19 protein-coding genes and 2 pseudogenes are annotated in these 22,332 nt (G+C 72.3%); 14 read left to right on the forward strand and 7 right to left on the reverse strand.

Translation table 11 applies throughout. The features are described 5' to 3' along the window. The first annotated feature begins 49 nt into the window (after positions 1 to 49). Positions 50 to 670 carry a GNAT family N-acetyltransferase gene (locus tag QTQ03_RS05535; protein WP_289277031.1) on the forward strand — a complete coding sequence of 207 codons (621 nt, stop codon included), beginning with the start codon at positions 50 to 52 and terminating at the stop codon, positions 668 to 670. Positions 671 to 679: 9 nt separating this feature from the next. After that, entirely contained in the window at positions 680 to 2,098 is a 1,419-nt protein-coding gene (locus QTQ03_RS05540; RefSeq protein ID WP_289277032.1) for an RtcB family protein, read from the forward strand. Between the two features lie 7 nt (positions 2,099 to 2,105). On the opposite strand, the gene QTQ03_RS05545 is transcribed toward QTQ03_RS05540, so the two are convergent. Next, entirely contained in the window at positions 2,106 to 2,534 is a 429-nt protein-coding gene (locus QTQ03_RS05545; protein WP_289277033.1) for an archease, read from the reverse strand. Positions 2,535 to 2,681: 147 nt separating this feature from the next. Here QTQ03_RS05545 and QTQ03_RS05550 point away from each other — a divergent pair, with 147 nt between their 5' ends. The 3 genes from QTQ03_RS05550 to QTQ03_RS05560 all read left to right on the forward strand — a co-directional run bounded on the left by QTQ03_RS05550 (position 2,682) and on the right by QTQ03_RS05560 (position 5,427). Continuing rightward, positions 2,682 to 4,217 carry a multicopper oxidase family protein gene (locus tag QTQ03_RS05550; RefSeq protein WP_289277034.1) on the forward strand — a complete coding sequence of 512 codons (1,536 nt, stop codon included), beginning with the start codon at positions 2,682 to 2,684 and terminating at the stop codon, positions 4,215 to 4,217. Between the two features lie 141 nt (positions 4,218 to 4,358). Beyond that, positions 4,359 to 4,871, forward strand: coding sequence for a mycothiol transferase (locus tag QTQ03_RS05555; protein ID WP_289277035.1), 513 nt, complete (start codon positions 4,359 to 4,361; stop codon positions 4,869 to 4,871). A gap of 205 nt (positions 4,872 to 5,076) precedes the next feature. After that, entirely contained in the window at positions 5,077 to 5,427 is a 351-nt protein-coding gene (locus QTQ03_RS05560) for a nitroreductase/quinone reductase family protein (RefSeq protein ID WP_289280690.1), read from the forward strand. Positions 5,428 to 5,563: 136 nt separating this feature from the next. On the opposite strand, the gene QTQ03_RS05565 is transcribed toward QTQ03_RS05560, so the two are convergent. Beyond that, positions 5,564 to 6,214, reverse strand: coding sequence for a TetR/AcrR family transcriptional regulator (locus QTQ03_RS05565; RefSeq protein ID WP_289277036.1), 651 nt, complete (start codon positions 6,212 to 6,214; stop codon positions 5,564 to 5,566). A 115-nt stretch (positions 6,215 to 6,329) separates the two neighbouring features. On the opposite strand from QTQ03_RS05565, the gene QTQ03_RS05570 reads away from it, so the two are divergent. Genes QTQ03_RS05570 through QTQ03_RS05585 form a run of 4 tightly spaced genes read left to right on the forward strand, consistent with a single transcriptional unit; the run spans position 6,330 to position 9,547 of the window. Beyond that, positions 6,330 to 7,817, forward strand: a complete 1,488-nt coding sequence (locus QTQ03_RS05570) for a flavin-containing monooxygenase (RefSeq protein WP_289277037.1) — start codon at positions 6,330 to 6,332, stop codon at positions 7,815 to 7,817. Continuing rightward, positions 7,810 to 8,688, forward strand: a complete 879-nt coding sequence (locus QTQ03_RS05575) for an SDR family NAD(P)-dependent oxidoreductase (RefSeq protein WP_353890567.1) — start codon at positions 7,810 to 7,812, stop codon at positions 8,686 to 8,688. The genes QTQ03_RS05570 and QTQ03_RS05575 overlap by 8 nt, the downstream gene beginning before the upstream one ends. Continuing rightward, entirely contained in the window at positions 8,685 to 9,356 is a 672-nt protein-coding gene (locus tag QTQ03_RS05580; protein ID WP_289277038.1) for an alpha/beta fold hydrolase, read from the forward strand. Before QTQ03_RS05575 ends, QTQ03_RS05580 begins: the two co-directional genes overlap by 4 nt. Further along, a complete protein-coding gene (locus QTQ03_RS05585; protein WP_289277039.1) occupies positions 9,329 to 9,547 on the forward strand; it encodes an alpha/beta fold hydrolase in 219 nt (72 codons plus the stop codon). The genes QTQ03_RS05580 and QTQ03_RS05585 overlap by 28 nt, the downstream gene beginning before the upstream one ends. On the opposite strand, the gene QTQ03_RS05590 is transcribed toward QTQ03_RS05585, so the two are convergent. Further along, the gene (locus tag QTQ03_RS05590) at positions 9,544 to 10,710 is read right to left on the reverse strand and encodes a low temperature requirement protein A (RefSeq protein ID WP_289277040.1); all 1,167 of its coding nucleotides are present in this window, start codon (positions 10,708 to 10,710) and stop codon (positions 9,544 to 9,546) included. The genes QTQ03_RS05585 and QTQ03_RS05590 overlap by 4 nt on opposite strands. A gap of 219 nt (positions 10,711 to 10,929) precedes the next feature. Between QTQ03_RS05590 and QTQ03_RS05595 the strand changes: the two genes are divergently transcribed. From QTQ03_RS05595 to QTQ03_RS05605, 3 genes are all read left to right on the forward strand, one after another. After that, the gene (locus QTQ03_RS05595; RefSeq protein WP_289277041.1) at positions 10,930 to 12,006 is read left to right on the forward strand and encodes a CapA family protein; all 1,077 of its coding nucleotides are present in this window, start codon (positions 10,930 to 10,932) and stop codon (positions 12,004 to 12,006) included. A 197-nt stretch (positions 12,007 to 12,203) separates the two neighbouring features. Continuing rightward, a complete protein-coding gene (locus QTQ03_RS05600) occupies positions 12,204 to 13,289 on the forward strand; it encodes an S-(hydroxymethyl)mycothiol dehydrogenase (RefSeq protein ID WP_289280691.1) in 1,086 nt (361 codons plus the stop codon). Between the two features lie 324 nt (positions 13,290 to 13,613). Continuing rightward, positions 13,614 to 14,327 (forward strand): hypothetical protein, encoded by a 714-nt coding sequence (locus QTQ03_RS05605; protein ID WP_289277042.1) that lies wholly within the window; start codon positions 13,614 to 13,616, stop codon positions 14,325 to 14,327. 81 nt (positions 14,328 to 14,408) lie between these two features. Here the strand turns inward: QTQ03_RS05605 and QTQ03_RS05610 are convergent, their stop codons facing one another. Further along, positions 14,409 to 15,854, reverse strand: a complete 1,446-nt coding sequence (locus tag QTQ03_RS05610; RefSeq protein ID WP_289277043.1) for an MFS transporter — start codon at positions 15,852 to 15,854, stop codon at positions 14,409 to 14,411. 36 nt (positions 15,855 to 15,890) lie between these two features. Next, positions 15,891 to 16,127 carry a hypothetical protein gene (locus QTQ03_RS05615; RefSeq protein ID WP_289277044.1) on the reverse strand — a complete coding sequence of 79 codons (237 nt, stop codon included), beginning with the start codon at positions 16,125 to 16,127 and terminating at the stop codon, positions 15,891 to 15,893. Positions 16,128 to 16,263: 136 nt separating this feature from the next. On the opposite strand from QTQ03_RS05615, the gene QTQ03_RS05620 reads away from it, so the two are divergent. Next, complete coding sequence (locus QTQ03_RS05620; RefSeq protein WP_289277045.1) at positions 16,264 to 17,457, forward strand: geranylgeranyl reductase family protein; 1,194 nt, start codon at positions 16,264 to 16,266, stop codon at positions 17,455 to 17,457. 60 nt (positions 17,458 to 17,517) lie between these two features. Here the strand turns inward: QTQ03_RS05620 and QTQ03_RS05625 are convergent, their stop codons facing one another. Next, positions 17,518 to 18,177, reverse strand: a complete 660-nt coding sequence (locus tag QTQ03_RS05625) for a nucleotidyl transferase AbiEii/AbiGii toxin family protein (RefSeq protein WP_289277046.1) — start codon at positions 18,175 to 18,177, stop codon at positions 17,518 to 17,520. Continuing rightward, positions 18,174 to 18,514 (reverse strand): annotated as a pseudogene (locus QTQ03_RS05630) (hypothetical protein). Before QTQ03_RS05630 ends, QTQ03_RS05625 begins: the two are co-directional and overlap by 4 nt. A 504-nt stretch (positions 18,515 to 19,018) precedes the next feature. On the opposite strand from QTQ03_RS05630, the pseudogene fdh reads away from it, so the two are divergent. Further along, a pseudogene (gene fdh / locus QTQ03_RS05635) lies at positions 19,019 to 22,226 on the forward strand (formate dehydrogenase); the annotation flags it as partial. Between the last annotated feature and the right edge of the window lie 106 nt (positions 22,227 to 22,332).

Raw genomic sequence — 22,332 nt, forward strand, 5'->3', positions numbered from 1 at the left:
GTCGTGCGATGATCGCCGACCGGGGTCACGGCGGATGGGGAGGACGGTCGTGGAGGTGCGGCGGATCGGGCCGGAACTGGCCGACGCGGCGGCTGGGGTGCTCGCCGAGGCGTTCGACGGGTATCCGTGGACCGCCTGGACCGTGGCGGCCGACCGACACCGGGAACGGTTGGCCGGCCTGTTCGCCGCGACGGTGACGACGGTCGGAGTGCCGTACGGGGATGTGTGGGCTGCGCTCGACGGAAGTGGCCGGCCGCGGGCGGTGGCCGTGTGGCTGCGGCCGGACCGGCCGGTGCCGGATCGTGTCTGGGCCGAGGTTTCCGCGCGCGACGCGGAGCTGGCCGGTGACCGGCACCGGGCAATGGTCGCCGCCGAGGCGGCCTGTGTCCCGCTTCAGACGGCGGAGCCGGCTTTCCTGCTGGCCACGGTCGGTGTGTGCCCGGCCGACCAGGGCCGGGGAACCGGCGGGCGGCTGCTGCGCCCCGGGCTTGCCGAGGCGGACCGGTCCGGCCTGTCGGCGGTGCTGGAGACGTCGGCGTCGGCGAACGTGCGGTTCTACCGGCGGCTCGGATTCGAGGTGACCGGGCAGGTGACTGTGCCCGGCGGTGGTCCCCCCGTGTGGGCGATGCGCCGTCCCGCGCCGGCGTGTAGGCCTCGCCGGACCGGGTAGGTCGCGCGGATGGAGCTGGTCGAGGAGTCGCCGTATCGCTTCCGGATCGACCGGCACGACCCGATGCGGGTGCCGGGGGTGGTGTTCGCGACGGAGTCGCTACTGCCCGACGCCGGAGCGGACAAGTCCCTGGAGCAGGTGGTCAACGTCGCCACCCTGCCGGGCATCGTCGACGCGTCGTACGCGATGCCGGACGTGCACTGGGGCTATGGGTTTCCGATCGGCGGGGTCGCCGCCACCGACGTCGAGGCCGGCGGGGTGGTGTCGCCGGGCGGGGTGGGATTCGACATTTCTTGCGGGGTGCGGCTGCTCGCCGCCGACCTCGACCTCGCCGCGCTGCGCCCGAGGCTCGAGGCGGTGATGGACGGGCTGGGCGACTCGACGCCGCGCGGCGTGGGCAGGGGCGCGGTGTGGCACCTGTCGGGGAGATCGGAACTCGAGGCGGTGTTGCGCGGCGGGTCCCGGTACGCGGTCGAGCGTGGCTTCGGCGTCGAGCGGGACCTTGAGCGCTGCGAGGACTACGGCGCGGTGGACGACGCGAACCCGGCGCTGGTGGGCGAGCGGGCCATCGAGCGGGGTGCCCGACAGGTGGGCAGCCTCGGTTCGGGCAACCACTTCCTGGAGGTGCAGTCGGTCGAGGAGGTCTACGACGAGGCGGTCGCCGGCGTCTTCGGCCTGCGGCCGGGTCAGGTCACGGTCATGATCCACTGCGGTTCCCGGGGCCTGGGCCACCAGATCTGCACCGACTATGTGCGGACGATGGAGGCGGCGATGCGCCAGCACCGCATCCAGGTGCCGGACCGGCAGCTCGCCTGCGCCCCGGTCGACTCGCACGAGGGCCGTGCCTACCTGGGCGCGATGGCTGCCGCCGCCAACTACGCTCGGGCGAACCGGCAACTGCTCGCCCATGCCGCCGGCACGGTCTTCCGGCGCGTCACCGGCAGCCGCCTCGACCTGGTGTACGACATCTCGCACAACCTCGCGAAGCTCGAGACCCACGGAACCGACGGGGACGCCCGCCGCCTCTGCGTGCACCGCAAAGGCGCCACCCGGGCGTTGCCCCCGGGACATGCGGACCTGCCCGCCGACCTGCGTGACGTGGGCCAGCCGGTGCTGATCCCGGGCTCGATGGGCACCGGCTCGTACGTGCTCGCGGGGGTGCCTGGGGCGCCCGCGTTCGCGTCCACGTGCCACGGCGCCGGCCGGGTGCAGAGCCGCAAGCAGGCGGTCAAGGCCGAGCGCGGCCACGATCCGCGCCGCCAACTGGCGGCGCGGAACGTCGCCGTACGCGGGGTTTCCCGAAAGGGACTGGCCGAGGAGATGCCGGCGGCCTACAAGGACATCTCGGCGGTGGTCGAGGCGGCCGAGGGCGCCGGGCTGTGCCGAAAGGTGGCCCGCGTGGTCCCGATCGGAGTGGTCAAGGGCTGACTGCCCGTCACACGTCGAGGGTCACCGTGCAGGACCATCCCGGTCCGTCCGGGCTGAACCGCAGCTCGTGCAGGGCGACCGCCTTGGGCACCGAGCCGACCAGCTCCACCTCGTCGGTGTCGACGGTGTGCCAGCGGACCCGCAGCCCGCCGGCGCCGTCGTCGGTGACCTCGGTTTCCAACGGCAGCTCGCCCGCGGTGTCCATCCGGAAGATCACCTCATCGAGGACGCTCACGAGGAGATCCTCGTCCTGCTCGGCGCGGGCGTGGAACTCCCGCTCGTCCTGCGGACGGGCCCCGCCCGGGTCGGTGAACATGTCCACCAGCGCGGTCACCGCCTCGGCCACGCAGGACTCCCGGGTCGGCGCCCACGCCTCGATCCGGACGTCCGCGGTGTGTGGGACGCACCGGTGGCCACGCTCCGGTCGGGGATCCACCTCCCGATCATCCGGCACGGTGTCCTCCGACGGGGCGGGGTTCTCTCCGGGGCATCCCGGAGAGAACCCCGGAATTCGGTCCGGTGGGTGGCCGTCCGACCGATAGGAAGGGAAACTACAGGTACCGACGCTACTGGAGGTACCACCGTGGCCGTCCGACGACCATCCTTGGTCCGACTCCTGCTCGGCCTGCTCGCCGTCAGCCTCGTCCTCTGCTGTGGTGGGGTGGCGGCCGGCGGTTGGGCGTACGTCCGGGTCGGCACCGACACCGTCGGCCAGGTCGACTTCGTCCGCCCGCTCGCGGTCCCGCCACTCGCCGAATCGCGGGTCGACGAGCGTGGGCGCCGCGTTTTCGACCTGCTCGCCCGCGCCGGGCGACGGGATTTCCACGGCGATGGCCGACTGACCCACACGGCTGGCTTCGACGGCGACTTCCTCGGTCCCACGCTGCGCGCCCGGCGCGGTGAGCAGGTGGTGGTCAACGTGGTGAACCGGCTGACCGTGTCCACCAGTGTGCACTGGCACGGCATGCACCTGCCGGCGCGGATGGACGGCGGACCGCATCAGACGATCCGGCCCGGAGCCACCTGGTCGCCCACGTGGACGGTGAACCAGCCTGCCGCCACGCTCTGGTATCACCCGCACCCCCACGGGGAGACCGAGGACCATGTCTACCGCGGTCTCGCCGGCCTGTTCCTCGTCGACGACGAGTGGGAGGCAGCGCTGTCGCTACCGCGCCGCTACGGCGTCGACGACGTCCCGGTGGTCGTGCAGGACCGCAGTTTCTCCGGTGACGGGCAGTTCCGCAAGACCCGCAACATGATCAACGCGATCGGGGTACTCGGTGACACGCTGCTGGTCAACGGGACGGTGGGGCCCTATCTCGACGTCACCACCGAGCGGGTACGGCTGCGGCTGCTCAACGGCTCCACCGCCCGGCTGTACAACTTCGGCTTCGCCGACGACCGTCCGTTCGACCTGATCGCGAGCGACGGTGGACTGCTCCCACGCCCCGCCCGGCTCACCCGCGTCCAACTGTCGCCGGGCGAGCGGGTCGAGATCGTGGTGACGGTTCGGCCGGGTGAGCGGGTGATCCTCCGCAGCATCGCACCGGACTTGGGCGCCGGTTTCCTCGCCGACCGTTTCGCCGGTGGCCGGGACCGCTTCGACGTGCTGCAACTGCGGGCCGCCGACCGGCTCACCCCGGCGCCGGTAGTGCCTGCCGCGCTGGCCCCGGTGGACCGGATCGACCCCGCCTCGGCGGCCGTGACCCGCCGCCTCGAATTCGCCGGCCGCAGTATCAACGGCCGGTCGATGGACCTGGACCGCATCGACTTCGCCGCCACCCGGGACACAACCGAGGTGTGGGAGGTGGAGAACACCGACGGCACCCCGCACAACTTCCACGTCCACGACGTGCAGTTCCAGGTGCTCTCGGTCGCCGGGGCGGACCCGCCGCCGGAGCTTTCCGGCTGGAAGGACACCGTCTATCTGGCACCCCAACGGCCGGTCCGGATCGCGATGCGCTTCACCGACCACAGCGACCCGAACCTGCCGTACATGTACCACTGCCACCTGCTGTACCACGAGGACGCCGGGATGATGGGCCAGTTCGTGGTGGTCGAGCGGGGCCAGCGACCGGGGCGCCCGCCCGTGCGCAGCGCCCACGGCGGGCACGGTTGACGCGGCCGGCGCGGGTCACCGCGGGAACGCCGTACGGTCGGCCGATGCGGATCACCGAGCTCACCCACCGCGGCTACGCCCGGAGCACGACGGGCGGGTACTCGTGATCGACCGAAACAATCCCATCCGAGGAGGAGTGACATGTCGCTGACGTCGTACGCGGCGGACGAGCGGGAGATGCTGCTGGCGTTTCTGCAACGCCAGCGGGACCAGGTGCTGCGCGGTGTCGCCGATCTGCCGGAGGAGGCGTGCCGGGTGGTCACGCCCGGCGGCCTGACCGTGCCACGGCTGGTGGGTCACCTGCGCGACGTCGAGCGATGTTGGCTGCGACAGCGCTTCGCCGGCGAGAAGGACCTGCCGGCGTTCGGACTGGACACCGACCACCTGGGCGGGCCACCCTCTCCGGATCGGGTGCCGCTGCCGGAACTGGTGGCGGCGTACGTGGCCGAGTCCCGGCGCTGCGACGAGGTGGTGGCCGCGCACCGCCTGAACGACGTGGCGGCGGACGGCCGGCACACGCTGCGTTGGATACTGCACCACCTTCTCGCGGACACCGCTCGCCACCTCGGTCACCTCGACCTGCTCTGCGAGGTGGCTGGCACCAACACCGGGGAGGCGCCGGTTCAGTCGGTCGGGACTGCGGTGCCCGGCTGAGTCGGCCACCGTCCGCACCCGGCCGGTGGTGCGGACGCTGCCGCGCTGGACGGTCCTGGCCGACCCCGAGGGCAACGAGTTCTGCCTGTTCCGCAAGCACTGAGCCGCTGGGGCCGGCCCGGTCTGCCGGAACGAGCACGGGACGGTCCGCCGGTCCATAGCCTGACAGCAGGTACCGGTCGTGGAACGGAGGACCAGCGTGAGCATGGAGGCGGCGAGGGACGCGTTCGCCGGCGAACGCGAAGTCGAGATCACGGTGACCGGCCGGAACACCGGCCGGCAGATCTCTCACCCGGTGTGGTTCGTGCAGGACGACGAGGCCATGTTCCTGGTGCCGATCACCGGATCGGACAGCGACTGGTACAAGAACGTCCAGAAGACCCCGATGATCGAGGTGTCCACGAACGGCGCCGCGGTGAACGGTCCCGCCACCCCGATCACCGACCCGAACCGGGTCGAGCACATCGTGGCGATGTTCCGCGAGAAATACGGCCCGGACCAGGTGGAACAGCACTACCCGAAGCACGACGTCGCCGTCCAGGTGCCGCTCGGCTGACCCGACCGCGCATGGCCTTACCGGTAGCCGACCAGCTCGCCCCGACCAGCTCGCCCCGACCGGCTCGCCCGCACTCGGCCAGCCCCGCGGTCGTTTGCTGGCGGCGATCGGACCTGGCATTCGGCGGAGGCGCCGGTCAGGTCGGTGGTGGGGTGGCGTTGTGGTAGATGGCGGCGAGCCAGACGTCGAGGAGGACGTCGACCACGTCGGACTCGGCGACGGCCGGGCCGTCGCCGGCGAAGGTCGTGTACCAGACGCGTTCGTTCATCGAGGTCAGCGCGATGGCGAGATCCCGGGCGGGCCGTCCGGCCGGGGCCGCGCCGCGCTTCCGTTCGGCGTCGATCGCCGCCTCGACAACTCCCACCCAATGTTCCAGCACGGTGGCCCAGAGCCGGCGCACCTCCGCGTTGGTGCCGCGCACCTGGGCGCAGGCCAACACCACCGCCCGGTGGCCCCCGAACGTCTCGTGGAACCGGCCGATCAGCTCTCGCCAGCGGGCGCACGGGTCCTCGGCGAGCCGGTCCAGCACGTCCCCGACGGCGGTGTCGGCCTCCTCGATGACCCGGTCGAGCAGGGTCAGCAGGACCGCGTCCTTGGACGGGAAGTAGAAGTAGAACGTGGGGCGGGAGATCCCGGCGCCCCGGGCCAGGTCGTCGATGGAGATGTCGGCGAACGGGCGCTGATCGAGCAGCCGCTCGGCGGTGGCGAGGATGGCCGACTCCCGATCGTCCCCGGCGGACCGGGCCGCGCGGCGACCCCGTGGCGACGACGTCGCGATGGGTGTCATGACCGTGGATGTTACACCCGCTCGACACCCTGTCGATTGTTCTCGACAGGGTGTTGACGCATGTCGATGTCGGTGGATAGTGTCCGGCATCACCGCCCTCGTCACGGGAGACGACATGTCCACCAGCGACCACGTCGACGTGCTCATCGTCGGTGCCGGCATCTCGGGCGTCGGCGCCGCCTGCCACCTGCGGCGCAACTGTCCGGACAAGACCTACACGGTGCTGGAGGCCCGGGACGCCATCGGCGGCACCTGGGACCTGTTCCGCTACCCGGGCATCCGGTCGGACTCCGACATGTTCACCCTCGGGTACTCGTTCAAGCCGTGGACGAACCCGAAGGCGATCGCCGACGGGTGGTCGATCCGGGAGTACGTCCGCGACACCGCGCGCGAGCACGGCGTCACCGAGCACATCCGTTTCCACCACCGCGTCGTCCGCGCCGCGTGGGAGAGCCGCACCGCCCGGTGGACCGTCCACGCGCACCGGGCGGACACCGGCGCGGACGTCACCCTCACCTGCTCGTTCCTGCACATCTGCGCCGGCTACTACCGCTACGACGAGGGCTACACGCCGGACTTTCCCGGCGTCGAGCGGTTCACCGGGCGGATCGTGCACCCGCAGCACTGGCCGGACGACCTCGACCACACCGGCAAGCGGATCGTCGTGATCGGCAGTGGCGCCACCGCGGTGACGCTGGCGCCCGCGCTGGCCGAGCAGGCCGCCCACGTCACCATGCTCCAGCGCTCACCCACGTACATCATCGCGCTGCCGTCGCGTGACACGGTTGCCGACGCGCTGCGCCGCGTCCTGCCCGAGCGCGCCGCCTACTCGGCCATCCGATGGAAGAACGTCCTGGTCACCACCGCGCTGTTCCAGCTCAGCCGCCGGTTACCCGGCGTCGTGAAGCGGCTGCTGCGCCGGGCCGCGCGGAGCCGGCTGCCGGCCGGATACGACGTCGACCGGCACTTCTCACCCCGCTACGACCCGTGGGACCAGCGGCTGTGTGTGGTGCCCGACGGTGACCTGTTCACCGCGATCTCACGGGGTCGTGCCTCGATCGTCACCGACACCGTCGACACCTTCACCGAGACGGGTGTCCGGCTCCGCTCCGGCACCGAGTTGGCGGCCGACGTGATCGTCACCGCCACCGGGCTCAACCTGCTCGCCCTCGGCGACACCGAACTCACCGTGGACGGCGCGGTCGTCGAACCGGCCCGTACGGTCGCGTACAAGGGCATGATGCTCTCCGGCGTCCCCAACTTCGCGATGACCATCGGCTACACCAACGCCTCCTGGACGTTGAAAGCCGACCTGGTCGCCACGTACGTGTGTCGGCTGCTGACGCACCTGGACCACACCGGTCAGCAGATCGTCATGCCGCTGCCGCCACCCGACGGCGAGTTGCACCCGATCCTCGACCTGACCGCCGGCTACGTGCTGCGCAGCGTCGACGCGCTACCCAAACAGGGGGCGCGGGCGCCGTGGCGACTGCACCAGAACTACCCCAGGGACGTGCTGGTGATGCGCTATGGCCGGCTCACCGACCAGGGTGTCCGGTTCTCCGCGTCCGGCACCTCGGAAAGGAGTGCCCTCCGTGCGTAGGTTCGACTTCACCAGCGGCACGGCCGTGGTCACCGGAGCCGCCAGCGGGATCGGCGCGGCCCTCGCCCACGAACTGGCCCGCCGCGGCAGCGACCTGGTCCTGCTCGACCGGGACGTCGCGCGCCTCGACGCCGTGGCGGCCGCGATCCGCGCCGGCCATCCGGAGCGGCGGATCGACCCGTACGTCGTCGATCTCGCCGACGACGCCGCCACCACCGGCGCCGCGGCGGAGATCCGCGCCCGGCACCCGCGGATCCGGCTGCTGGTCAACAACGCCGGCGTCGCCCTGGGTGGACGCTTCGACCAGGTGACCCTGGACGAGTTCCAGTGGGTCGTCGACATCAACTTCCGGGCCGTCGTGCAGCTGACCCACGCGCTGCTGCCCACGCTGAAGGCCGAGCCCGGATCCCACCTGGTCAACGTCTCCAGCCTCTTCGGGCTGATCGGCCCACCCGGGCAGGCCGCGTACTCGGCCAGCAAGTTCGCCGTGCGCGGCTTCACCGAGGTGTTGCGCCACGAACTCGTCGACGACGGTGTCGGCGTCACCTCCGTGCACCCCGGCGGGATCGCCACCCGGATCGCCGAGAACGCCCGCATCGGCAGCGGCGTTTCCTGCGACGAGTTCGAGGAGAATCGGCGGACGTTCGACAGGCTCCTGAGCATCCCGCCGGCAAAGGCGGCGCAGGTGATCCTGCGCGGCGTCGAGCGGCGCCGGGGCCGCGTCCTCATCGGCTGGTCGGCGAAGCTGCCGGACCTGCTGGCCCGGGTCGCTCCCGCCTCGTACGGCAGGCTGCTGGCGGTCGGGGTCAACCGGGCGGCCGGCGGCCCGGCCCGCCGGCCGGCGACCGACCCGTCCGGGGAAGAGGTGTGACCGCCCCGCGGCGGCACCGGCACGTCACCGTCGCCGGGCGGCGGGTCTGCCACCGGGTGGACGGCGACGGCCCGCCCGTGCTCCTGCTGCACGGCATCGGGCGGAGTATGCGCGACTTCGACGACCTGCACGAGCGGCTCGCGTCGCGGTACCGGGTGCACAGCGTCGACCTGCCCGGGTACGGCGGATCACTGCCGATGACCGCCCCCTACACGCTGCCCGAGCTGGGCGCGTTCGCCGGCCGATACCTGGATGAGGTCGGCGTGGACCGGCCGGTGCACCTGGTGGGAAACTCCCTCGGCGGGGCGGTGGCCATGCAGTTCGCGGTCACCGAACCGGCCCGCACCGCCAGCCTGGGCCTGATCACACCCGCCGGCTTCGGCCGGGAGGTGACGATTCTGCTGCGGCTGCTCGCCCTGCGGCCGTTCGGGCGGCTGCTGCTGCGGCCCAGCCGGTGGTCCGTCCGCCATGCCGAGCGCACCCTGTTCCACGACCCGGCGTTCGCCACCGCCGAGCGGATCGCGTACGCGCTGGAGGTGGCCCGCCAGCCGCACGCCGCGCGGGTGATGCTGGAGACCGCCCGCAACCTCGGCACCTTCCGGGGGTCCACGAGCAGTGGCGGGAGGAACTGCTGGCCCGGATGGAGCGGCTCGACCGGCCCACGCTGATCGTGTGGGGTGACCGCGACCTGATCCTGCCCGCCACTCACCTGGCGGCGGCGCGGGCGCGGCTGCCCCGGGCCCGCACCCACCTGTTCCGCGGCTGCGGGCACATGCCGCAGATCGAGCGGGCGGAGGAGTTCCACCACATGCTGGTCGACTTCTGGTCCGCTGACCGGGTCAACCCGGGCAGCGACTAGGCGCCGGCGGTGCGTGGCGCCCGGCGCCGCGCCAGCACCGTGACCGCGGCCAGGCCGAACAGCAGGGTGGCGACCACGTACACCGGGCCGGGCACCAGCGGGGCGAGCAGCACGAGCACCGCGGTGACCGGGAACGCCGCCGGCGCCGTCCCGTACGGGCGTGGCCGCACGTGCAGCAGCCACAGGGTGACCAGGAAGACGGCCACCGGCGCCGACACCGCGTAGCCGACGGTCAGCGGACCGGTGTGCGCGAGGTGCCGCTCCCGGTCGATCGCCACCGCCATACCCGCCCCCACCGCCGCGATCGACGCGAAGATCAGGTAGTGGCCGTACCCCCAGGCGAAGGTGCGGCTCAGCTTGGCCGGCACGTCGACCGGCCGGTCGAAGTAGAGCCACCACAGCGCGAACACGATCACCGCCCCGGCCGCTCCCAGGCTGTCGAGCCCCTCGTCGCCGGCGTCCACCCCGGTCTGCACCGCGACCGAGGTCGCCAGCACCACCTCGCCGAGCACGATCAGCGTGAACAGCCCGTACCGCTCGGCGATGTGCCGGGGGTGCCACGGCGTCGCACCGGGGCGTTCGGCGATCACCGGTACCAGCAGGTCGACCGCGGCCAACAGCAGGAAGGCGGCCAGCCCCCAACCGCCGGGTAGCAGCAGCCGAACCAACCAACCGATCTGCACGGCGGCGACGCCGATCGCGTAGCGGCGGGCCGCGGCCCGGTGCCCCGGGTCGCCGATCGCGGCCCGCGTCCACTGCGTGACCGTGCCCAGCCGCATCACCACGTACCCGTAGGTGATCGTGCTGAAGTCAGCGTCGGTGAAGGCGCGCGGCACGCCGGCGGCCAGGATCAACGCTCCGCCGATCTGCACCAGCGTGGTGATCCGGTAGACGTCGTCGTCGGTGTCGTACGCGGAGGCGAACCAGGTGAAGTTCATCCACGCCCACCAGATCGCGAAGAACACCATCAGGTAGCTCACCACCGCCTGGGCCACGTGATCGGCGGAGACCTCGTGGTGCAGGTTCGCCGCCGCCTGGGCCACCGCGACCACGAAGCACAGGTCGAAGAACAGCTCCAGCGGCGTCGTCGAGCGGTGCTCCTGGTCCCGCTGGCGGGCCACCATCGGTCGGTACCACGGCCGCAGCGGACGCGTCGTGGTCACCCCGGTCTCCTCGCGCCGTGCGCCGGGCGGCGCCCGCTGGTCGGAGTGCGCCGTGCCGGCGCTCCGCCCTCACGATAGGTGGCCGCGGGTTCTCGCCGGGCCGGTTCGCCGCAGGACCCGGTCGTGCGGGCAAGCCAGGCCGACACCCCGACCTCCGACCCGATCTCCCGGGTAACCCGAGACGGGTGAGGTGGCGGCCGGACGGGGAACACCCCGCCGATGGGTGACGTGACGCTCCTGCTCGGCGGCGACGTGATGACCGGCCGCGGCGTCGACGCGATCCTGTCCCGGCCGGCCCCGCCGGACCTGCGGGAACCGGCGGTACGCGACGCCCGCGAGTACGTGGCCCTCGCCGAGGGCGCCGGCGGGCCGGTACCGCGTCCGGCGCCGCCGTCGTGGCCGTGGGGTGACGCCCTCGACCTGCTCGCCGCGGCCGCCCCCGACGTGCGGATCGTCAACCTGGAGACGGCGGTGACCGGACGGGGGACGCACGATCCGGCGAAGACCATCCACTACCGGATGCACCCGGCGAACGTGACCACCCTGACCGCCGCCCGGCTCGACGTCTGCACCCTCGCGAACAACCACTGCCTCGACTTCGGTCCGGTCGGTCTCGCCGACACCCGGGACACGCTGGCCGGCGCCGGGTTGGCGATCGCCGGCGCCGGGCCCGACGCGACCGTCGCCTGGCGTCCCGCCGTGGTGCCCCTCGTGGACCGCCGTCTGCTGGTCTGGTCGGTCGCCGCGCCGTCGGCCGGGGTGCCGCCGCACTGGGCGGCGACCGCCGACCGGCCGGGGGTGGCGTACCTGCCGGCGGTCTGCACCGCGTCGGCGGACGCGCTGGCGGCTCGGATCGCCGCCGTGGCCGGGCCGGGAGACCGAATCGTGGTCTCGGTGCACTGGGGCACCAACTGGGGGTACGACGTCCCGGCCGAGCACGTGGCGTTCGCCCACCGCCTCGTTGACGCCGGTGTGGATCTGGTGCACGGCCACTCCTCGCACCATCCGCGCCCGATGGAGGTGTACCGGGACCGGCTGGTCCTGTACGGCTGCGGCGACCTCGTCGACGACTACGAGGGCATCGGCGGGCATGAGGAGTACCGGCCGGAGTTGCGCCTGCTCTGGCTGCCCACCCTCGATCGGGCCACCGGCCGGCTGCGCGGGCTGCGGGCCGCCCCGGTGCGCATGCGCCGGCTGCGACTGGAACGGGCGGGCCCGGCGGACGCCCGCTGGCTCGCCGACCGGCTTGCCCTGCTCACGGTCGACGCCACCGGCCTGCTCACGTTGCGCGGGTAGGCGGTCCACCGCCGGCGGCCGGTGGCGTAGGGGCCGGGTCAACACCCCGGTCCCGTCGACATGGGCCGATGCGGTGATGGGCCGGACGGCGTGGTCGGCGGTAGGTTCGCGGCAGAGCGTGATCCCGTGCGGTGCGCCGTACCCTGGCGACGCCGCCCTCGACGGGCGCCGACCTCGGCGTGGAGCAGGAGGAGAACGTGAGCCAGCACGTCCGGGGAGTCGTCTCCCGCCGCAGGGGCGCACCGGTCGAGGTCACCACGATCGTGCTGCCGGACCCGGGGCCGGGCGAGGCGGTGGTGGCTGTCCGGTCGTGTGGGGTCTGCCACACCGACCTGCACTACCGCGAGGGCGGTATCACCGACGAGTATCCGTTCCTGCTCGGGCACGAGGCCGCTGGCGTCGTCGAGCGGGTCGGCGCGGGGGTCGACTCCGTCGCCCCCGGCGACTTCGTGGTGCTCAACTGGCGGGCCGTCTGCGGCGTATGCCGGGCCTGCCGGCGTGGCCGCCCCTGGTACTGCTTCGCCACCCACAACGCGGCCAGCAGGATGACCCTCACCGACGGCACCGACCTCACGCCGGCCCTGGGCATCGGCGCCTTCGCCGAGAAGACCCTGGTCCACGCCGGACAGTGCACCAAAGTCGACCCGGCTGCCCGACCGGCCGCGGTGGGTCTGCTCGGCTGCGGCGTCATGGCGGGCCTCGGTGCGGCGATGAACACCGGCGGGGTCACCCGGGGCGACTCCGTGGCGGTCATCGGTTGCGGTGGGGTCGGGGACGCGGCGGTGGCCGGCGCGGTCCTGGCCGGTGCGACGACGATCGTCGCCGTGGACACCGACGCCCGCAAGCTCGACTGGGCCCGCCGGTTCGGCGCCACCCACACCGTCGACGCGTCGTCGGAGGACGTCGTCGAGGCGATCCGGTCCGTCACGGGTGGGTTCGGCGCCGACGTGGTCATCGACGCGGTCGGCCGGCCGGAGACGTGGAAGCAGGCGTTCTACGCCCGCGACCTCGCGGGCACGGTGGTGCTCGTCGGCGTGCCGACTCCGGAGATGGCCGTGGATGTGCCGCTGCTGGACGTCTTCGGCCGTGGCGGCGCGCTCAGGTCCAGTTGGTACGGCGACTGCCTGCCGAGCCGGGACTTTCCGCTGCTCACCCAGCTTTACCTGCAGGGAAGGCTGGACCTGGACGCGTTCGTCACCGAGGAGATCGCGTTGGACCGGGTCGAGGATGCCTTCGCCCGGATGCGCCGCGGGGATGTGCTCCGTTCGGTGGTGGTCTGCTGACGGCGGCCCGGGTCTGATCACACCGTTCACACACGCCGGCCTCGTATCACCGTCGCGTCGTGTGCTGTCCGGTTATGTGCCAGCCGTGTGAGATCGCCAGGTGTGCGCCAGGTGGCGGTCTGTGGGCTTGGTGCCTTCGCCGTCGGGTGTCCGGAAACCCCGTGACCTGACTCGCAGCGCCATGAGCAGGGCGCATTTCCGGAATGGCGGGCGGGTCAGGCGGGTTGTGTCCCCCGTACCGCCGGAGTCCAAACCTCCCGGCGGCGTAGTTCCCCCGAGGAGTGCTCATTCCCGGAGCGCTTCGCCTGACCGAAAGGGCACATCGTGAAGTACGACTTCACTCGATGGCTCCCGGCCATCGCGAAGGACCCGAACCGCAAGTTTGCGCTGAGCGTGGCGGGCGTGGCCGCCATCGGTGGCTTGGCCGTCGCGCCGGCGGCCGTGGCCAGTCCGATCACCAGCGGCCCGCACGAGGGCGCCGTTGCGGCGATCGAGCTGGCCACCGGCAAGCAGGCCGAGTCAGCTCCGACCGCCGAGCCGACCGCCGAGCCGACCGCCGAGGCGACCGGCGGCACCGACCAGCCCGCAGCCGACAAGCCGAGCCGCGAGGAGCTGACTCCGTACGGTGTGCAGGGCGCCCAGTCCCGCATCCCGCTCGACGACGCCCAGCGCGAGAACGCCAAGGCGATCATCGAGGTCGCCAAGGAGACCGGCGTCGGCGAACGGGGCGCGGTCATCGGCATCGCCACCGCGCTGCAGGAGTCGAAGCTGTACAACCTGGGCCACCTGGGCATGTACAACGACCACGACTCGCAGGGCCTGTTCCAGCAGCGTCCGTCGTCGGGTTGGGGCACGCCCGAGCAGATCACCGACCCCGAGTACGCGGCCACGGCGTTCTTCGAGGCGCTCAGGAACGTCGGCGGCTGGGAGGACCTGCCGCTGACCACCGCGGCGCAGACGGTGCAGGTCTCGGCGTACCCGTTCCACTACGCCCAGTGGGAGGAGCAGGCGGCCGACATCGTCGTGCAGCTCTGGTGACACCCCCCGTGCGGCCGAACGGCCGGTCCCCGCCCGGGGACCGGCCGTTCCCGTGTCCCGCCCGGAACGGCGCCGTGGGGATCAGCGGCGCTCGCCGGCGCTGGCGACCAGCGCCGCGACCAGCGCGAGGGCGAGGATGCCGGTGGCCAGCAGCAGGGAGTGGCGGAACGCGGCCGACCAGTCGCCGCCGCTCGTCCGGACCGTGGAGAAGAAGACGGATCCGACGCCGGCGACGCCGGCGGCGGAGCCGATGCGTTGCCCGGTCTGGAGCATCCCCGCGCCGCTGCCGGCCCGGGGCACCGGCACCTGGGCCAGGGTGAGGGTCTGGTTCGGCCCGTGTACCAGGCCGCCGCCGAGCCCGGCCAGCAGGAGCGGCGCGGCCGTCCACCACGGGGTGGGCACTCCGGCGGGAACCCGATCGCCCGTCAGGGCGACGGTGAGCAGGCCGGCGATGACGGTGAGCAGGCCGACCGCCACCAGGGGCCGGTGGTAGCGGTTGACGAGTCGACTGCCGAGCGCCGACGCGGCGGCGAGGCCGACCGCGAACGGCGTGATCGCCAGGCCGGTGACGAGCGCGCTGTAGCCCAGGCCGTGCTGCAGGTACAGGGCGAGGACGAAGAAGATCGCGGCGAAGGTGCTGTAGTAGAACAGGGCGATCAGCGCGCCGAGCCCGTACGAGCGCAGGCCGAACAGTCGCAGGTCGAACAGCGGGTCCCGGGCGTACCACCGTTCCCAGCCGGCGAAGGCGGCCAGCGCGAGCAACCCGGCTGGGACGAGCAGCCACTTCGTCTGGTTCCGCCAGTGGTCTTGCACCAGGGGCAGCAGGACGAACAGCACGCCGAGCCCGAGCAGCAACACGCCGACCGGGTCCCACCGGATGCGGTCGGCGCCGGTTCGGGCGCGATGGGGCAGAACCCGCCAGCCGAGAACAACGGCGACGAGCCCGATCGGCACGTTGACGAAGAAGACCCACCGCCAGCCGTGTTCGGGGCCGCCGAGGTGGATGAGCAGACCGCCGAGCAGTGGACCGACGGTGGTGGAGATGCCGATGCTCGCCCCGAGAAGTCCGAACGGCCGGGCCCGCTCGGAGTCCCGGAACAGTTCCTGGATCAGCCCGGCGACCTGCGGGTTGATCATGCCTGCGGCGGCCCCCTGAAACAGGCGGGCGGTGACCAGCCAGGCGGGGGAGGGTGCCACTCCGGCGGCGGCGCTGGCGACCGTGAACAGTGTGATGCCGACCACGAACGCGGTACGTCGTCCGCGTGCGTCACCGAACCGTCCGGCGGGCACGAGCACGAGCCCGAACGTCAGCGCGTATCCGGCGAGTACCCACTGCACGTTGCTCGGGGAGGCGTCGAGCGCACGCTGGATCGATGGGATGGCGACGTAGACGATGCTGATGTCGAGCAGGGTCATGAAGGCGGAGAGCAGACCGACAGCGAGAGCCGGCCCGCGGCGGCGGCGCCGCAGCGGTGGGCTGCCGCCGACCCGGTTCGTCGTCGGGCCCGGGGACGGACGGTCACGCATGCCTCGACCGCTACCCCGAGCCCGGATACCGAACCGTCACGCCATCTGGCGTGCGCAGAACCGCGGGCCGAAGTCCAGGCCGGCCATCGGCGAGTCCTCGCGGTGCAGCAGGTTCTTCTCGGTGAGCTGGTGTAGGGGCGCGAGCAGCTGCTCCTCGGTCAGCCCGGACTCCTCGGCGATGAGGTCCGGGTAGGGAACCTGGCCGCGCGCCTCCAGCGCCGCGACCGCGTCGTACACCCGTTCCTCGACCTCCGACAGTTGCACCTGCTGCATGGTCCTCCTCCTTCGGTACCCGCCCACGGCGCAGGCGGCCTGCGCCGCGGTTACCCGGCAGGTGACCGAAGATGCCCACCCGATCGGGCGGTGTCGGCGTCGTGCCGATCCGCGTGCCGTGCCCTAGGCTGCAGCGGTGACCGTCTGGGATCTCGCCGTGGTGGGCGCGGGCCCCGCCGGCCTGTCCGCCGCGTACGTCGCCGCCCGTGCGGGCGTCCGAACGCTGGTCGTCGAACGCGCCACGCATCCGCGTTACAAGACCTGCGGGGGCGGCCTGATCGGCACGTCGTTGGCCGCGGTGGCCAGCCGAATCGAGGTGCCCGCACACGACCAGGTGGACCGGGTGACGTTCACCCGGGACGGGCGACGTGGATTCACCCGCCGCCATGTTGGTGGCCCGCTGGTCGCGATGGTCCGCCGGGAGGAGTTTGACGACCGGCTTCGGGCGGCCGCGGTCTCGGCCGGGGCGGTGCTGCGACAGCGGGTCGCGGTCCGCGCCGTCGAGCAGGAGCCCGAAGGGGTACGCCTGCGGCTGGCCGACGGGGACGCGGTGACCGCCCGTACGGTGGTCGGCGCGGACGGGTCCTCGGGGGTGACCGCCCGGTACGTGCGGGTTCGCCATCGGCAGATCGACCTGGGGCTGGAACTGGAGCTGCCGGTGCCGCCGGCGGAGCGGGACCACTGGCGTGGCCGGGTGCTGCTCGACTGGGGCCCGCTGCCCGGCTCGTACGCCTGGGTCTTCCCGAAGGGGGACCTGCTCACCGTCGGGGTGATCGCGGCGCGTGGGGCGGGCGAGCGGACCCGGGCGTACCTGCGGTCCTTCGTCGCCCGGCTGGGGCTGGCCGGCGTCGAGCCGGTCCAGGACTCCGGACACCTCACCCGCTGCCGCAGCGAGGATTCTCCGCTGCGGCGGGGGCGGGTGATCGTGGCGGGTGACGCCGCCGGGCTGCTGGAGCCGTGGAGCCGGGAGGGGATCAGCTACGCCCTGCGCTCGGGTGCCCTCGCCGGTGCGGCCGTGGCCGCCGACGACCTGACCCGTTACGAGCGGGCGGTCACCGACGACCTGGTTCCTTCGATGCTGGCCGGGCACCGTCTCCTGGACGCGTTCACCCGGCGGCCGGAGGTGTTCCACTCGTTGCTGGCGACGCCGCCCGGGTGGCGGATGTTCGTCCGGTTCTGCCAGGGACGGGCCAGCTTCGACGAGACCCTGTCCAGGGTGCCGGTGCGAGCTGCGTTGGCGCTGGTGAACCGGCTGCCCACCCGGGCGGTCGACGTGCTTGCGCCGGCTTCCAGCACCACCGACCCATCGTCATACCACCCAGGATCCTAGGATGGCTACCGGGTGTGCGCCCCACGACACGAGCGTCGAGTAGCACCGGAGTCACCGGAGTCACCGGGGCCAGCCAGCGAAGCGTTGCCTGACGTGGGCGACGTCGACGGCGTCCAGCCCGTAGCGGACGAACCGGGACTCGGCGAGCCGGTCCAGATAGCGCCCGACCGCGCGGACGTCGTCCGGGTCGAGGGCCGGGTCGAGCTGCCGAGCCAGCGCCAGGAGCCCGGCCACGTCATGCCGGTCGAGGACCGCCGCCACGTCGATGTAGTCGCGGACCTCCCGTCGGTTCACCAGGGCGGCCGTCTTGCTGGCGACGAGATCCCGTACGTCCATCACCGGGCCGAGATCCATCACGACCGGGCTGCGGTGCCGGTCCAGTCGGGCCAGACTGAGCCGGAGCCGCCGCCCGTCCCGGCTGACCACGAAGTCCCGCATGTCCCGGTCGAATCCGTCGAACAGCCCGGGCAGGTCGCTGTCGGGATCCGCGTCCGCCACCGCGAACCCGGCGCGTTCCAGTACCGCCCGGACATCCCCGGCCGCTGCCGCGGCGGCCCCCTCGACGTCGGCGAAAAGGTCGACGTCCTCGGTTGGGCGGGTCACCAGCCCGTACGCTGCCCAGGCCACCCCACCGCCGAGCACGAACCGGTGCGGCCCGGCCGCTGACAGCGCCAGCCGGGCCACCTCGCGGTAGAACCCGTGCAGGTGGTCGGTGGTCACCCCGAGCGTAAGCCCGGGTGGCGGCTCTCCCACGCCTGTCGTACGCCCGGGGCAAGTTGAGCAGCCGCCACACCCGTTGCAGCGTGCGCCCGTCGATCAGGCCGCGGAGGTCGTCGCTGCGGGTGGTCTCCCGGAGGACGTTCTCATACATCCACAGCACGTGGTCCGGGTCGTCCAGGTCGAAGCTCCGGTCCGGACACCACATCAACCGCACCGGCAACTCGATCATGCCGTGGGTCGGGCCGGTCAGTTCGGCGAGGGTGCGGGTCACGACGACGGGTCGGCCCGGACGCGCCAGGTGAGGCACGGGGGCCGTGGTGGGGGAGCGGACCTGCACCCCGTCAGCGTAGCGCCGGTGCGGCCGGCGGCGTGCCACCGGCATGGTCCGGCGTCCGGCGGTGGACGTTGTGGCGCGTCGGCTGGTCGCTTGGCGGCCGAGAGCTGGCCGCGGGCGGCTGCGGTGTCCGGGCTGTGACCGCCGTCACCAGCCATGGCGGAAGACGTTGCCCGGGCGGCGTGTTGAGTCGAGCGTCGGTGTGTCCAGTGTCCCCGGGCCTCACCCATATCGCCTTCGCGGAATACCGTCCGGCTGGAGCCGCGTCGTGCCACTCGCCGAGAGGCGACCTGCACGCCGACACGCGGCGCCGCCCCGTGCCCCTACCAGGCACGGGGCGGCGCCACACATGCGGCGTCCCCACCGTCGAGGTCCGGGCCCGGACGGGGGAGACCCAACCCAACGCCAGCCGGGCGGCACACGCCGGCTCGGTGAACCGGTCGCGCGACCGGGGCGACTGTCTTATGTTCAGGAGGTCAGCATCGGTCGGTGGAGAGGAGGAACGCGGTGGGTCTGCGCTCCTTCCTCGCGGGGTGGCCCGTTTACCGGCAGCTCACCGGCGCCGACCGGCTCGGCCGGGGCGCCGCGGCCCAGTCGGCGCGGTCGGCCGAGTTGGCCGCCCGGACCGGGACCGCCGACCGGACCGCCCGGTCGGTGTGCCCGTACTGCGCGGTGGGATGCGGTCAGCGGGTGTACGTCACCGACGAGCAGGTCGTCCAGATCGAGGGCGACCCGGACAGCCCGATCTCGCGGGGGCGGCTGTGCCCGAAGGGGGCGGCTAGCAAGAGCCTGGTGACCAGCCCGTTGCGGGAGACGCGGGTGCGCTACCGCCGGCCGTACGGCACCGAGTGGGAGGATCTGGACCTCGACACCGCGCTGGACATGATCGTCGACCGGATCCTCGACGCCCGCGCGCAGACCTGGGAGGACGTCGACAGCGAGGGCCGCCCGCTGAACCGGACGCTCGGCATCGCCGGCCTCGGCGGGGCGACGCTGGACAACGAGGAGAACTACCTCATCAAGAAGTTGTTCACCGCGATGGGGGCGCTCCAGATCGAGAACCAGGCCCGCATTTGACACTCCGCCACCGTCCCCGGTCTGGGGGCCAGTTTCGGTCGTGGTGGCGCGTCCGCCTTCCAGCAGGACATCGCCAACGCTGACGTCGTCATCATCCAGGGCTCCAACATGGCGGAAGCCCACCCGGTGGGTTTCCAGTGGGTGGTGGAGGCCAAGCGGCGTGGGGCCAGGGTGTTCCACGTCGACCCGCGGTTCACCCGCACCAGCGCCCTGGCCGACAGTTACCTGCCGATCCGGGCGGGCACCGACATAGCGCTGCTCGGCGGCGTGGTCAACCACATTCTGAGCAACGAGCTGGACTTCCGGGAGTACGTACTCGCGTACACCAACGCGGCCACCATCGTCAGCGAGGATTTCGTCGACGCCGAAGACGGCGACGGCATCTTCTCCGGCTTCGACCCGCGGACCGGCACGTACGTACAGGACAGCTGGCAGTACGCGGGCCATGAGCAGGACTCCGGCGGCGGGCACACCGCGACGGAACGGGATGTCGCGGCGGGCATGCAACACGAGTCACACGGCCCACGGGTGCACGGCACCGCGCAGCGGGACGAGACGTTGCGGCACCCGCGCTGCGTCTACCAGATCCTCAAGCGGCACTTCGCCCGCTACACGCCGGAGATGGTGCAGCGGGTGTGCGGCATCCCCCGGGAGGGGTTCCTGGAGCTGGCCCGCGCCTGGACGGAGAACTCCGGCCGGGAGCGCACCGGCATCCTCATCTACTCGGTGGGCTGGACGCAGCACAGCGTCGGCGTGCAGTACATCCGCACCGGCGCCATCATCCAGCTGCTGCTGGGAAACATGGGCCGGCCGGGCGGCGGGGTGCTCGCCCTGCGCGGGCACGCGAGCATCCAGGGTTCCACCGACATCCCGACCCTGTTCAACCTGTTGCCGGGCTACCTGCCGATGCCGCACCACGCCGACCACCCGACGTTCGACGACTGGGTGAACAGCGTCGTCCACCCCAACCACAAGGGCTTCTGGGGCAACGCCCGGTCGTACGCGGCGAGCTTGCTGAAGGCGTACTGGGGGGACGCGGCGACCCCGGACAACGACTTCTGCTACGGATACCTGCCCCGGCTGACCGGTGACCACGGCACCTACCAACAGGTGCTCAACATGATCGACGGAAAGGTCAAGGGATACTTCCTGCTCGGCCAGAACCCGGCCGTCGGCTCGGCGCACGGCCGGGCGCAGCGTCTCGGTATGGCCAACCTGGACTGGCTGGTCGTCCGTGACCTGTTCCTGATCGAGTCGGCGACGTTCTGGCGCAACGGCCCGGAGGTGGCCACCGGGGAGATCGTGCCGGAGCGGTGCGGCACCGAGGTGTTCTTCCTGCCGGCCGCCGCGCACGTGGAGAAGGAGGGCTCCTTCACCCAGACGCAGCGGCTGCTCCAGTGGCGGGAGAAGGCCGTCGATCCACCGGGCGACGCCCGCTCCGAGCTGTGGTTCTTCTACCACCTGGGGCGAAAGCTACGGGAGAGGCTGGCCGGCTCGACCACCGCCCGGGACCGACCACTGCTCGACCTGACCTGGGACTACCCCACCCACGGCCGGCACGCGGAGCCGAGTGCCGAGGCGGTGCTACGGGAGATCAACGGGTACGACGTGGGGACCGGTCGCCCGTTGTCCGGGTTCAGCGAGGCCCGCGACGACGGCACGACCGCCGTCGGTTGCTGGATCTACGCCGGCGTGTACGCCGACGGCGTCAACCAGGCGGCCCGCCGCCGCAGCCGCCACGAGCAGGACTGGGTGGCCGCCGAGTGGGGCTGGGCCTGGCCGGCGAACCGCCGCCTGCTCTACAACCGTGCGTCGGCGGACCCGCAGGGCCGGCCGTGGAGCGAGCGGAAGAAGTACGTGTGGTGGGACGCCGACGCGGGTGAGTGGACCGGCTGGGACGTGCCGGACTTCGAGCGGACCAAGCCGCCGACATACCGGCCACCGGCAAGGGCCACCGGGCCGGCGGCCCTCGCCGGTGACGACCCGTTCGTCATGCAGGGCGACGGGAAGGGCTGGCTGTACGCGCCGTCGGGCGTGCTGGACGGTCCGCTGCCGACGCACTACGAGCCGGCCGAGTCCCCGGTGCGCAACCCGCTGTACCAGCAGCAGGCCAACCCGACTCGCAAGGTGTACCCGCACCCGGTGAACTCGGTGAACCCGAGCCCGCCGCAGCAGCACGGCGACGTCTTCCCGTACGTGTTCACGGTCAGCCGGTTGACCGAGCACCACACCGCCGGTGGGATGAGCCGCACCGTGGCGCCCCTGACCGAGTTGCAGCCGGAGATGTTCGTCGAGGTGTCCCCGGCGGTCGCGGCGGAGTGCCAGCTGGTCCATCTGGGCTGGGCGCACCTGGTCTCCGGCCGGGCGGTGGTCGAGGCGCGGGTGCTGGTCACCGACCGGCTCACGCCGTTGCGGGTGGACGGGCGGCTGATCCACCAGGTGTGGCTGCCGTACCACTTCGGCTACGAGGGGCTGGTCACCGGCGACTCCGCCAACGACCTGTTCGGCATCACAGTGGACCCGAACGTGCTGATCCAGGAGAGCAAGGTCGGCACCTGTGACGTCCGCGCGGGCCGCCGTCCAACCGGGCGGGCGCTACGTGAGCTGGTCGCCGACTACTGCCGCCGGGCCGGGATAGTGGCGGGTCACCCACCGCCGACGGTGACGCCGGGCACGCTGCCGACGACCGGATCCGGCGAGCGGTCGGGTCCGGTCACCGACACCGCGGCGGGGGACAGCGACGG

The sequence above is a fragment of the Micromonospora sp. WMMA1363 genome (assembly GCF_030345795.1).
In the GTDB taxonomy this organism is placed as follows: domain Bacteria; phylum Actinomycetota; class Actinomycetes; order Mycobacteriales; family Micromonosporaceae; genus Micromonospora.